The 12,223-nt window shown below is 36.4% G+C and carries 11 protein-coding genes; 6 read left to right on the top strand and 5 right to left on the bottom strand.

The features are described 5' to 3' along the window. Positions 1 to 7 precede the first annotated feature (7 nt). Positions 8 to 1,003 carry a LacI family DNA-binding transcriptional regulator gene (locus tag ABN080_RS10880; protein ID WP_196553885.1) on the bottom strand — a complete coding sequence of 332 codons (996 nt, stop codon included), beginning with the start codon at positions 1,001 to 1,003 and terminating at the stop codon, positions 8 to 10. A 466-nt stretch (positions 1,004 to 1,469) separates the two neighbouring features. Here ABN080_RS10880 and ABN080_RS10875 point away from each other — a divergent pair, with 466 nt between their 5' ends. The 6 genes from ABN080_RS10875 (at position 1,470) to allS (ending at position 7,800) form a co-directional block, all read left to right on the top strand. Beyond that, positions 1,470 to 2,105, top strand: coding sequence for a response regulator transcription factor (locus ABN080_RS10875; RefSeq protein ID WP_109409787.1), 636 nt, complete (start codon positions 1,470 to 1,472; stop codon positions 2,103 to 2,105). A gap of 945 nt (positions 2,106 to 3,050) precedes the next feature. Then, on the top strand, positions 3,051 to 3,713 hold the full coding sequence (locus ABN080_RS10870; RefSeq protein ID WP_196553884.1) for a CDP-alcohol phosphatidyltransferase family protein: 663 nt from the start codon (positions 3,051 to 3,053) through the stop codon (positions 3,711 to 3,713). Between the two features lie 3 nt (positions 3,714 to 3,716). Further along, entirely contained in the window at positions 3,717 to 4,439 is a 723-nt protein-coding gene (locus tag ABN080_RS10865) for a lysophospholipid acyltransferase family protein (RefSeq protein WP_349441023.1), read from the top strand. After that, entirely contained in the window at positions 4,426 to 5,361 is a 936-nt protein-coding gene (locus tag ABN080_RS10860) for a phosphatidate cytidylyltransferase (RefSeq protein WP_349441022.1), read from the top strand. Before ABN080_RS10865 ends, ABN080_RS10860 begins: the two co-directional genes overlap by 14 nt. 327 nt (positions 5,362 to 5,688) lie before the next feature. Further along, positions 5,689 to 6,510 (top strand): CPBP family intramembrane glutamic endopeptidase, encoded by an 822-nt coding sequence (locus ABN080_RS10855; RefSeq protein ID WP_349441021.1) that lies wholly within the window; start codon positions 5,689 to 5,691, stop codon positions 6,508 to 6,510. 375 nt (positions 6,511 to 6,885) lie between these two features. Then, positions 6,886 to 7,800, top strand: a complete 915-nt coding sequence (gene allS, locus ABN080_RS10850; RefSeq protein WP_072070143.1) for an HTH-type transcriptional activator AllS — start codon at positions 6,886 to 6,888, stop codon at positions 7,798 to 7,800. A 58-nt stretch (positions 7,801 to 7,858) separates the two neighbouring features. Here the strand turns inward: allS and ABN080_RS10845 are convergent, their stop codons facing one another. From ABN080_RS10845 to ABN080_RS10830, 4 genes are read right to left on the bottom strand one after another with little or no spacing between them, the layout of a single operon-like run. After that, entirely contained in the window at positions 7,859 to 9,103 is a 1,245-nt protein-coding gene (locus ABN080_RS10845) for an MFS transporter (protein WP_349441020.1), read from the bottom strand. A 25-nt stretch (positions 9,104 to 9,128) separates the two neighbouring features. Continuing rightward, positions 9,129 to 10,034, bottom strand: coding sequence for a carbamate kinase (locus ABN080_RS10840; protein WP_197269944.1), 906 nt, complete (start codon positions 10,032 to 10,034; stop codon positions 9,129 to 9,131). Positions 10,035 to 10,081: 47 nt separating this feature from the next. Beyond that, positions 10,082 to 10,909, bottom strand: a complete 828-nt coding sequence (locus ABN080_RS10835; protein WP_196553879.1) for an oxamate carbamoyltransferase subunit AllH family protein — start codon at positions 10,907 to 10,909, stop codon at positions 10,082 to 10,084. Positions 10,910 to 10,951: 42 nt separating this feature from the next. Next, positions 10,952 to 12,217: a YlbE family protein gene (locus ABN080_RS10830; protein ID WP_072070147.1), complete on the bottom strand. Its 1,266-nt coding sequence runs from the start codon at positions 12,215 to 12,217 to the stop codon at positions 10,952 to 10,954. Between the last annotated feature and the right edge of the window lie 6 nt (positions 12,218 to 12,223).

Here is a 12,223-nt window from a genome sequence, read left to right as displayed (position 1 = left end):
GTGAGTCCTATAACGACTCACGTTCAACTAATTGGCAAGGTACGTGTACCGTATTTTGATGATTTCGCTCTTGAATAATATGTAATGTTGCTTCTTTACCTAACTCATAATGAGGTAGTTGAACCGTTGTTAATGGCGGATAAAATAGATCGCCTGTACCAATCATATTGTCATATCCTAAAACAGCAACCTGATCTGGAATACGCAATCCCATAGACAACAAGACTTGATAAGCTAAAAAAGCAATACGGTCATTACCACAAATTAGGATATCAAAATCTGCTTTTTGATGAGTGCAATGTTTTTTCAATATTTCAATCACATCGCGGTAATGCTCATCGCCAAACATCATCGTATATTGGCGTAAATGTGTTAATGGTAGCCCTGCTTCTTGCCAAGCATCTTCAACCGCTTTACGGCGAATAGGCCCCGCAACCGATTCTTCAGGTATATAGAAGCACAAAGGATGACGATATCCCTTCTCAATGACTTTTTTCATTGCATAATATTGCCCATGATAATCATCTGGAATATAAGTTGGAAAAGAGTGTGACTTATCCAAGCAGTTCGCTAACACTAGATTCTTATCATGCAATTTTTCGTGCACAGAAATTTCACGTAATCCCATTGTCGTGTAGATAATACCGTCCGGTCGCTGGGCTAAAAGTTGCCAAATAGCATTTTCATAACAATCTTGCGCAGTCAAATTGACCACAAATGAACTCCATCCAAATTCTCTTGCTGTTTGTTCAATAGATAAAATCATTTCAACAGAAAATGGTGTTGTTGCGGTATCAATTGCTAAAACGCCAATTGAGGAAACTTTTGTTCCTTGCCCACGAATTTTTCGTGCAGAATAATCTGGAACATAGTTAAGTTGATCAATAGCACTTTGGACTTGTTTCAGTGTTTCTGGTTTTAATAACTCTGGGTTATTAATCGCTCTTGAGACTGTCATCAAAGAAACGGATGCAAGTCGAGCTACATCTTTCAGTGACGCCATAGTATTGGCTCGATTGGTTTATTAAAAGGAATAGGTATAAATAAAGTGCTATTTTACAAGAAGTAAAGTCAAAAAGCCACAAAGGGAATTTTATTGTAACTAAATACAACTATTAATTTTCTCACTAATAGACACCTAAATATATTATTTTTTTACTTATTAAGTGCGTTCAATATAGTTAAAATCACTTACGGTAAAAAACTTAGTTACAATTAATAATAGTTATCCGAACATCCATTATGGAAATAAATTATTCTTATCTATAAAATACAAATATTGAAACAAAACAAAGTTCTGATATTTTATCTATAATATAATACAGAAGTATTAATCATTTTTAATTTGATATATTCTGAATATGGCTCCGTTGCGTGAATGTTACCCTACATAAAAAACTTATAAATTAGTCAAATTTCGTTACTCATTCACTTTTAGTGAAAGAGCTGAGTAAAACCAGGAGCAACATATGGAATCAATAATCCACTTAATCACATTTGAAGATGACAGTACAAAAGTTCAACTTAAAGCTGTTCTTTCTTCTTTAGCTGCTAATGTGAAAACCTATTCAAATGAACAGGCTTTCTTGAAATACTATTTTTCTTCAACAAAAGGAGCACATAAAGAATGCATCATCATTAATACAAAAAGCAGTGCAGCACCATCAATTGCACTGATTAAAGAACTCAACAAATTGAAAAATATCATTCCGGTTATTATTATTTCTGGGGATAGTTCTATTGAAAGTTGTCGTAGTGCATTTAAATCAGGCGCTTTTGAATATTTAACTCGCCCTTTAAATGTAAATGAACTTCTTAATATTGTCTCAGAATCATTCCTTCATTATGAAAGTGAAGTTGAGCAATTCCGAACATATATATCTTTAAAAGATAAATTTGGTAAGTTATCAAATAGAGAAAAAGAAGTTATGGAAATGATCCTTGAGGGAAATACGAGCAAAGAAGCGGCGGAAAAACTTTCGCTATCTCCTCGTACTGTTGAAGTTCATCGCTCAAATATGTATACAAAATTGAAAATAAGATCACTGCCACAGTTAGTTCAAGAGTATGATTTCTTTAAGAAATATGACTTAAGAATAAACTAATTCCATCAAGTGATTTTTATTTATCAATAGGTTGTATTATCTAAAGATATAACGATATGACCTGTTTAATTTTCATTATCTTTTATTAATGAGAGAATCTGTACTTCTAAAACATTCTATTTTGGATGATTTGTACTTAATATGGGAATAATTAACACGTTATACTCCATTCTACGATAGAAGGGGCGGCAACTTATTTTGATGCCACCCTTTCATTATGGTTCGTTTAATTTCGATTTAAAACACTCATATATTTTATTTTCATAATCGCTATTATTAATAACTATAATTACTGTTTTTTATTAGTAATAGCAATATAAGAATATGTGAAGCATTTCATTTGATATAAATCATTTTTTACTTTTTATAAAGATGAATATTCTCATTTTAAATTTCCATTATTCTTTATTCTTATTTTACGATAGAAATTATTAATGATTAAAAAATAATACAAAATAGATTCTGGTCTCTTTTTTTTATGTTCATTTATAGATTGTTTATGCGATTTTATTTTCGATTTAATCAAGATTTTATTAATAAGAATATTCTAATTAACGCATTTAAATTATCGTAATCTTGGTCGTAAAACAAGAAAGAATAATAAGTATTATCCTTTACACTCCCTTTTACTTAAGAAATTTATTCTCTTTATAGTTTAAATAATGTAATACATTATTTGTCATTCCCACTTAATACCAATCCAATAAAGATCATCATTAAAAGATCATTACTGGTAAGTATAATAGACTATCACTGAATAAGTATTAACCCCTAGAAAAGTAAATATTTATTGATAATTTATTTATAGTCTTAATTTGAGTATTAGAAGATAGGATAAATATGTACTTTAAAAATATAAGATAAGCTTATACGTTTATTCTTATTCTCACTTTGACCAATAAGCCTTATGCTATCCCCTCCTAACTCGCTTTTTTACAAAGAAAAATGAATAACCAAGATAAAAATCGCCGTCCTATAAAAGCAAGACAAACAAACTGGGCAACAAAATCAAGCCGCTATTTACAGCAAAAAGGGGCTACGCCCAACGGTATTTCGGTGTTTAGCATCGTATTTGCATTGCTTGCTGGCCTATCGCTCTTTTTTGCCCTTTCTTATTCTCATGGCTTATTACGCTCGTTCTTATTGATCCTTGGTGCATTAATGATCCAAGGTCGTCTTATTTGTAACTTACTAGATGGTATGGTTGCGGTTGAAGGCGGGATGAAAAGCCCTGTAGGGGCAGTTTATAATGAATTACCAGACAGAATTGCAGATACGCTGATCATTTTAGGTGTCGGTTATGGTTTATCCAGCGACTTTTCAATGGCTATTACTTTAGGCTGGATAGGTGCTTTTTTTGCGGTAATGACTGCTTATGTTCGTGTGCTAGGCGGGAGCTGTGGATTAGAACAACACTTTACAGGCCCTATGGCAAAACAACATCGAATGGCTTTACTCACTTCAATTGCTGTAATTGCTGCTTTTATTCCTAACCTTTGGGGAGTGTGGCTCTTTTTTATCTCATTATGGATTATTATTTTAGGTTCAACACTAACCACAATTTTCAGAACCCGTCGAATTTTACGGGATTTAGCACAAGGTGTCTGATTAATGAAAAATGGAAAACTTGCTTTAGATGCAAAAGTGGTGTCATCCGTATTAGTCTCTATCTGTCGTTTTTTAACGGGTATTCGAGCAAAACAAACGTCTCCGATAGCGAAAGATACACCTTGTATTTATTACGCTAACCACTCTAGTCATCTTGATGGTTTGGTAATTTGGTCTTGCCTTGCGCCTGATATTCGTCCTTATGTACACCCCGTTGCCGCTGAAGATTACTGGAATAAAAATCGCTTACGTCGCTATTTGTCTCGCCGTATTTTTAGGGCAATCCTTATTCCTCGCCATGCTGCTAAAATGAATATTGCTGAAGAAAACAATCAATGTGAAAAGATACTTGAACAATCAACGGACGAAACTGCATCATCAACATCGAATAAAGTGAATGCACTGGCTATCATGCAAGATATTTTAGACCAAGGTGAATCTCTAATTATTTTCCCAGAAGGCACACGAGGCAATGGCGAATCTATTCAGGATTTTAAAGCTGGCCTTTGGCATCTTTCTCGTAAAAATCCGAATGTTCAATTAGTCCCCATTTATCTTGAAAACTTAAATCGGGTACTCCCTAAAGGCTCCCGCTTAGTTGTTCCCGTTATTTGTAGTGCAATTTTTGGTGCCCCTATAGTAGCTACCCATGAAAATGAAAGTAAACAAGAGTTTCTGATAAGAGCCAAAAGCGCGTTAGAGGAGTTACACAATGGAACGTATTAATAATGAAGTCCTCTGGATATTTATCGGACTCTTCTCTTTCTTAATTGTTGCCAGCATTATTGGCGCTATTCTTGCGGCAATTAAAGGCCCTACATCAACAATTACTAACCTTAACTCAAGGATCAATGCTTGGTGGGTAATGTGTATTATTGCGGGTGTTGCAATTGGTATTGGCGCAATTGGCTCTGTGGTACTGTTTACTATTATTTCATGGCTTGCTCTTCGTGAACTCATTACATTAACCCCAACACATCGAGGCGATCATGAGGCATTGTTTTGGTGTTTCTTTGTGATCTTACCTATCCAATACATTCTCGTTGGTGTGCAGTGGTATAATTTAATGGCGATATTCATTCCTGTTTACGCCTTTTTATTAATCCCAACACGCATGGCACTTTCAGGTGATACCCGCCATTTCTTAGAGCGTATGGCAAAAGTGCAATGGAGTGTGATGATCGCCATTTATTGCCTAAGTTATGCTCCGGCACTATTAATGTTACCTATTGAAGGTTTTGAAGGCCGTAATATCAACTTACTGCTCTTTTTAATAATTGTGGTACAAGTTTCTGACGTACTCCAATATGTCTTTGGTAAATTATTTGGCAAACATCCTATCGTGCCTAAATTAAGCCCAAATAAAACAATCGAAGGATTTTTTGGTGGCATTATTTCCGCCAGCCTTATCGGTATGATGTTGTGGTGGGCGACGCCTTTTTCATGGTGGGCTGCCTTTTTACTCTCTTTAGTCATTACATTGGCGGGTTTTGCTGGTGGTTTATGTATGTCAGCGATAAAAAGAGACAGTGGCGTAAAAGACTTTGGCACAATGATAGAAGGCCATGGTGGCATGATGGATAGAATGGATTCACTCTGTTTTGCAGCCCCTATTTTCTTTCATGTTATTCGCTATTTTTACGTTTAGTTTTTACACTATTTAGTCAAAAATAAGCGAACTCAAGACAAACAAAAATGCCGATATCCATATTATCGGCATTTTTATATATTCACTTTTATCTTATTATTCATACAAATTTAATATCAGATATTGATTATCAACATAATAATTAAACAATTGTTTTTATTTTAGACTAAAAGTAAATATCATTACTTTCATAATAAAATCAATAAATTAATTAATTACATTCTTAATCCAGAGGTCTGATTTCTGTATTTTTTATTCATTGTGATAGCCTAAATGCCAGCTATCTTTTACCCTAACGCCCCTTTTCATTCTAAAATATCTATAATTATGATCACTTGGCTACTTCTCGCTGCTTCTTTATTATTTTTAGGTTTCAATCGCATACTTGCACTTATTACACTTGCAGTCACAGCACTTAGCGCATTTATAACAGGCATTATTACATGGCAAATCTTGCCGATTATCTTTAGTATTCTGTTATTAACGTTTGCTTATTCCCGTTATAAAACACAACCACTGCTTCGAGCAATTATCATTCTTGCTCTTATTATCATTGCTAGTGGTTTAGCCTTTCATCTTATTCCTGGCTTTAACAATTTACGTTACCTTTCACACACCTCTATAGGAATAAAAAGCGTCCCTTTTACGTTTTATTTCAATGCGGATAAAGCATTGATACCCTTTATTTTTCTCATTTTTATTCCCACACTTTTTGTCTGTCCTCCATTAAAAAAAGCGAATAAATTACAATGGATAATGTTGATTATTGCTATTCCCGCATTATTACTTATTGCCGTAAAATTAGGGGGATTAGCCATTGAGCTTCATTTACCACATTGGTTACCTGCATTTATTCTGGCAAACCTCTTTTTTGTCTCTCTTGCTGAAGAAGCTTTATTTAGAGGTGTTATTCAACAAACCTTATCACGTTACCTTCCTCCTTATGTTGCACTATTAATTGCATCCATAATCTTTGGCCTCGCACATATTGCAGGAGGAATATTGTTAGTTGTTTTCGCTTCGTTGGCAGGGATTATTTATGGTTTGGCTTGGATGTGGAGTGGTCGGCTTTGGGTTTCAACCGCGTTTCATTTTGTGCTTAATTTGACTCATCTACTCTTTTTTACTTACCCATTTAAAATAGCCTGATCTCTTTTCTTTCATCTTATTAAAGAATTTTTTATCCTGACTTTCACCGCCTTTTACTGATATCTTAACTTCATCGGTAAAAGGATGAGTGAAACGTGAAAGTAATCACACAAATGGAATATAGATATTCTTATTTACGCCCATCATCCGATGGAATTTTTGTTAGTATGCTTTATCGCTTATCTATAAATAATCGAAACTTCATACGGCACACAATATCAAACCAATAATAATAACATCCATTAACACGATAAGAAGTTGTCTTACTTTGCAGTATAGACCTTAGAAAAAATAGGTAAGCTTTGCTTTGTTTGCTTTTTTTAGTTCAGCATTATCTGCTGAAATTTTGCCTCTCTTATTACCAGGACAAAAGATATGTTAGACCAAGAAATGATCCGTACTTTTATACAGGTCGCCGATTGCCAAAGTTTTACGAAAGCTGCCGATATGCTTCATAAAACATCCGCAGCCATTAGTTATCGGATTAAAACATTAGAAGAAAATATTGGTACTCAACTTTTTAATCGTACAACCAGAACCGTAACATTAACCCCAGCAGGTGAATATTTATTAGAAAAATGCCGCCAATGGATTGTATGGTTAGAATCGATGCCTGTTGAGCTTCAACAAATGAATGCTGGTGTCGAACATCAAGTGAATATTGTCATTAATAATCTTCTTTATGATCGCACTGCGGTTGCCAGTATGCTGGCTTGTCTTCATCAACGTTTTCCTTCCACACAATTTCATATTACTCGCCAAGTTTATATGGGTGTTTGGGATGCACTTATTAATGAAGATTATCATTTTGCTATTGGCGTTACGGGGAATGAGTCACTTAAGAATAATATCAATATTTGCGCCATGGGTGAAATTCAATGGCAATTTGTTGTCGCACCTAATCATCCTTTAGCCAATATCAGTGGGGTATTAAGTGATGATCAAATGCGAATGTATTCCGCGGTTAACGTAGAAGATACGTCTCGCCATCTTTCTAAACGCACAGCATGGCGCTTATCCGGTCAGCACGAAATTCGCGTACCTGATTTACACACCAAATTAGCCTGTCATTTAAAAGGCGTCGGTATCGGATTTTTACCATTAAGTTTGTGTAAACCTCTTATTGATAGTGGGCAACTAATTGCCAAAGAAGTAAAAAATCGTCGTCATAATTCGCCACTTTCTTTTGCATGGTGTGAAGATAAAAAAGGCGCTGTGGTCAGTTATTTAGTCGAGCTTTTTAAGCAAAATCATCCTAGCGTGCAATCGTTTTATGATCCTTTAAACTAAAAGGGCAAACCGAAGTCTGCCCTTTTACTGTTTATTCAGTGACTAACTGAATGGTGAACTATGCTTTTGCTTCTTCATTATTATTGTTGCTTTCTTTAATAAAGAGGCTGGCCACAATACCAATACAAATCAGAATAGCGGCAAAGTAGAAACCTGAGTCCATACTTCCTGTTTTATCTGATAAGAAACCAGTTAGTGTTGGTGCGAAAACCGAACCCAGCATACCAATACAGTTATAAACACCAAACGATGTACCTAACGCATGTCGTGGTGAATTATCAGCAACTACAGCAACCAATACTGGGTTTGTACTGATTTTACCTACAATACCGTAAAGGATCAGAGCACCAATTAATACAGGCATTGATTCTGACATTGGTACAGCAAGAATAGCGACAAGTGACAGTGGTAACATGATCAGCAATACAGGCTTACGACGACCAATTTTATCTGAAACCCAGCTAAAAATAAGTGAACCAGGAATAGCAAACCACGGCATTAATGATGCAATAGTTGAAATTTGTGTCCCTGTAATTCCACGTTCAGTTTCTAAGTAGTACGGTAACCAAGTGACTAATACGAAGAAACCATAGATTGAACAGAAGATAGTGACATACGCAAGGTTGATATTGCGATTGCCAAATAAATCTTTAAATGTCAGTTTAACTTTCTGTTTTGGTGCGCCAGCTTCTGCCACAGATTGTGCTTTGGGTTTATCTTTGATTATCCATAACATCACCAAACCAATGATGATAATAGGAACACCAATAATATAGAACGGCGCACGCCAGCTCATTCCCATCTCACCAACAGAAATACTTGAGATGTAATAACCAATCGACAGACCAAAGGCCATACCACTATTGATAATCGCACTACCTAACGTAATACGATGTTTCGGTATCGCTTCTGAAGATAAGCCATATTGAGGGCCATAATAGAAGCCTTGAAAGATACCTACCATGACCCATGCAAACATAAAGGTCACGTAAGTTGGCATCATACCCGCAATAATGGTGAACCCACCAAAGAGCACAACCCCGGTTACTAATACTTTTTTCTTACCTAAATAGTCACCAATCATGCCTGATGGAATATTGAGTGCTGTATATCCGATAAAGAAAATACTCATAATAGAACCAAGTTGAGCTTTAGTAAGATCAAACTCAGCACCAATATTTACCATTAATGGGCCGACAATGGCGCGGCTACCATAAAGTGCAATCCAACCAAAAAAGAAGATAATGGTCAGTTTGACCCAATAAGGGACTTTGCCTTTCTCATTCACTTGTGCATCGTTCATAATGACGCTCCTGAAAGAATTTTTATTAAGACTTATAAATTAAAGTGCCAGACTGACCTTCAATAACTTGTTGAATATTTTGTAATGCACCAATATGGGCTTGTTGCCCAGTTGCGTTAACAAAATCACTCACCGCCATAATTTTTGGTCCCATTGCGCCATCAGCGACAGCCATTGGTGCAAGTTCTTCTGGTGTTGCTTCACGAATTGCGGCTTGTTCTGGTGTACCCCAATTTTTATAAATAGCATCAGCCTCTGTTAAAATAACAAAGTGCTCTGCATTTAATTCACGAGAAATTAAAGCCGCGGTTAAATCTTTATCAATAACCGCTTCACTACCAATAAATTCATTATTTGTATTATTGACTGGAATACCGCCACCACCACCACAAATAACAATATGACCTTTATCTAATAAAAGTCTTACCGCTTCGATATCAATAATCTTTTTCGGTGTTGGTGATGGCACAACACGACGGTAATGTTTACCATCTTGTTTAAATGTCCATTGATACTTAGCAATCAATTCTTCTTTATCAGCTTCATCATAAATAGGGCCAATAAATTTACTTGGATCGTTAAATGCTTCATCATTAATATCAACAGAAACACGCGTCATTACCGTTGTAATAGCTTGATCTGGGTTATTTTGATTAATTTTTTGCATCATCATATAACCAATCATACCCTGGCTTTCAGCCACTAGAATATCCAACGGATATGCAGGAACATCTTGATATGCCAGATTTTGTAGTGCAAGTAGTCCAACTTGAGGCCCATTGCCGTGTACTAATACAACACGGTACTCTTTTGCTAATTTATTAATTGTCTCTGACATTAATTCAATATTTTTATATTGATTCTCAGCAGACAAAACTTCTCCGCGTTGTAATAATGCATTTCCGCCTAAAGCAATAACAATTGTTTTCATAATTATCCGTATCCGAATGTTTATATAAATTCTTTTATTAAAAAAATTTAATCAATATGCTGTCGTTGTTTTTTAGTTTGGTAACCAATCCATAATCCCAGTAATGTATCTGCACCGGAATGATGACCAATAGAGAGTATTTCCAACATATCCTTAAAAATAATCTCTTTATTCTTTATTTTTTTACCTAGTTGAATGAGATAGGTAGAAAATATTCCCTGGGTGGCATATTCCAAATAATGCTTACTGACAACGGTGGTCAATTCAGATAAAGGGGGAGTGTTATTAAAAAAATAATTAAGTTTTTTTTCTGGCTCTGCTAAATAATGTGCAAATAACATTCCCACTAGCATATCATCTGAACTTGGTGTTAATCCGGGGCCTTTCCCTGTAAAAATAGCCCAGTTAACCGCATTGCCCACTGACTGATTATGAAATAGCTTAATTAATAACTTAATTTCACTGAGTTGCGCAATTTGGCGATAATTTTTTAATGGCCCATACAACCCTGTTGCAATCGAGGGTGAGAGCAGAGAAAAAAAACTTTCTAACCAACGCAAATCTAGTTCCGCTTTATCTTGTAAACGTAAATTCTCACTCTGACCTGCGAGTAGAGTGAGTTTATTTGCAAGTATTGCTTGATGATCTTTTAGACTCATCATGACCGAAGGATGGCACTGTTTAGCAAAATAATCGAAATCATTTTGTTTCAATAACCATCCCATCGGGCTTAATCCTCTCCCTTCGCGATGAAAAGTGATTAAGCGTTGTTGAGGGCAAATGAAATTCAAAGCATGGTCATAAATGCCCACACATTTAATCTCACCTTCAAAATCAGTGATATGCTGGCTGGTTTGAAGTGCTTGAATTTGCATAATGCCCCCTTTATTGCTGTGATTTATCGTTACAAAGCACGATTAAGCGTCGATGCCTAACTCTTCTGCCAATGCAACAATCGCTTTTTCAAAGCAACCTAAAGGTGCGCGTACAGTACCTGCACCAATCTGGCCAACACCCGGCTCTTTATGTGCAATACCCGTATTAATCAGTGGTGTAATACCCGTTTCAACAACGCGACGAGCATCTAATCCTAAACATGCACCTTGGAAATCCCAAGTTGGAATTTGCAACATCATGTTACGAGCAAGGTAGATCTCAGCCATTTCTTCAGTCACTTCACGTGCGGCATCCATACCACCTGATGCACCAACAAAGCGTGTTACACCTGGTGCTGCAACCATTGCTGCGCCACCAATACCGAAAGTTTCAGTAATTGCACTGTCACCGATATCTGGGTTTGCATCTGCTTGACTAAAACCAGAGAAGAACAGACCTTGTGGTGTATTTACTGGCGCAGTAAACCATTGATCACCCATTCCACTGATTTTGATACCAAAGTTGCTACCATTACGGGTCATAACCGTAACGATGGTGCCTTGTTTGATTTGAGCACCAGCATCCATCGCAGCTTTACAGTAAGCCATTGCTAAGTTCAGGAAGAACTGGTCTGTAATGCTCAGGAATTTTGTTACCTTTGTGATTTCAGCATCTTCAAAATCTAATGTGCTTAATACTGGTGCCAATTGACGCAGTAACAGGGCTGAAGCAGCGATATTACGTTGGTGGAATTCATCACCCATAGTAATTGCTTGACCCATAATTGCAGTCAGGTCGATACCATTTTCAAAAGTGGCAATCGCTGCTTTTAACACTGGCGCTAAGCTTTTTTGCATCCAATGTAGACGCTCTTGCACGTCTGGGCCGTAAGCACCAAAACGCATTACTTTACCGATACCTTCGTTCATGTTGCAGTAAGCGTAGTTACCGTGAATGTGGTTTTTAATCACCAACATTGGCATATGAGCAGAAGTAATACCGCCCATTGGGCCTACTGCATTTACGTTATGGCAAGGGATAAACTCAATTTCACCCGCTTCTAACATCGCTAATGCTTGTTCTTCTGTTTCTGCCCAGCCTTCAAATAAAGAAGCTCCGATACATGCACCACGAACAGGGCCACTCATTTCCCCCCAAGTTACAGGAGGGCCAGCATGAAGTAATTTTTTGCCTGTTTCTAAAGCCGGTACAACTTCTTTTGCTAAGTTAACATCACACCAGTGAGGACGGGCTTCACGGATACGTTCGATAACTGCTTCATTCGCTTGTTCGATAGTTGAATACATATCTGC

Source organism: Proteus sp. fly-1089 (assembly GCF_040138965.1).
GTDB classification, from domain to species: domain Bacteria; phylum Pseudomonadota; class Gammaproteobacteria; order Enterobacterales; family Enterobacteriaceae; genus Proteus; species Proteus vulgaris_B.
This window is presented reverse-complemented; position numbering and strand designations above follow the sequence as displayed.

Bases quoted from the DNA above. Each gene is read 5' to 3' on its own strand.
- ABN080_RS10880 (WP_196553885.1), bottom strand. From the start codon at position 1,003: ATGGCGTCACTGAAAGATGTAGCTCGACTTGCATCCGTTTCTTTGATG.
- ABN080_RS10875 (WP_109409787.1), top strand. From the start codon at position 1,470: ATGGAATCAATAATCCACTTAATCACATTTGAAGATGACAGTACAAAA.
- ABN080_RS10870 (WP_196553884.1), top strand. From the start codon at position 3,051: ATGAATAACCAAGATAAAAATCGCCGTCCTATAAAAGCAAGACAAACA.
- ABN080_RS10865 (WP_349441023.1), top strand. From the start codon at position 3,717: ATGAAAAATGGAAAACTTGCTTTAGATGCAAAAGTGGTGTCATCCGTA.
- ABN080_RS10860 (WP_349441022.1), top strand. From the start codon at position 4,426: ATGGAACGTATTAATAATGAAGTCCTCTGGATATTTATCGGACTCTTC.
- ABN080_RS10855 (WP_349441021.1), top strand. From the start codon at position 5,689: ATGATCACTTGGCTACTTCTCGCTGCTTCTTTATTATTTTTAGGTTTC.
- allS (WP_072070143.1), top strand. From the start codon at position 6,886: ATGTTAGACCAAGAAATGATCCGTACTTTTATACAGGTCGCCGATTGC.
- ABN080_RS10845 (WP_349441020.1), bottom strand. From the start codon at position 9,103: ATGAACGATGCACAAGTGAATGAGAAAGGCAAAGTCCCTTATTGGGTC.
- ABN080_RS10840 (WP_197269944.1), bottom strand. From the start codon at position 10,034: ATGAAAACAATTGTTATTGCTTTAGGCGGAAATGCATTATTACAACGC.
- ABN080_RS10835 (WP_196553879.1), bottom strand. From the start codon at position 10,909: ATGCAAATTCAAGCACTTCAAACCAGCCAGCATATCACTGATTTTGAA.
- ABN080_RS10830 (WP_072070147.1), bottom strand. From the start codon at position 12,217: ATGTATTCAACTATCGAACAAGCGAATGAAGCAGTTATCGAACGTATC.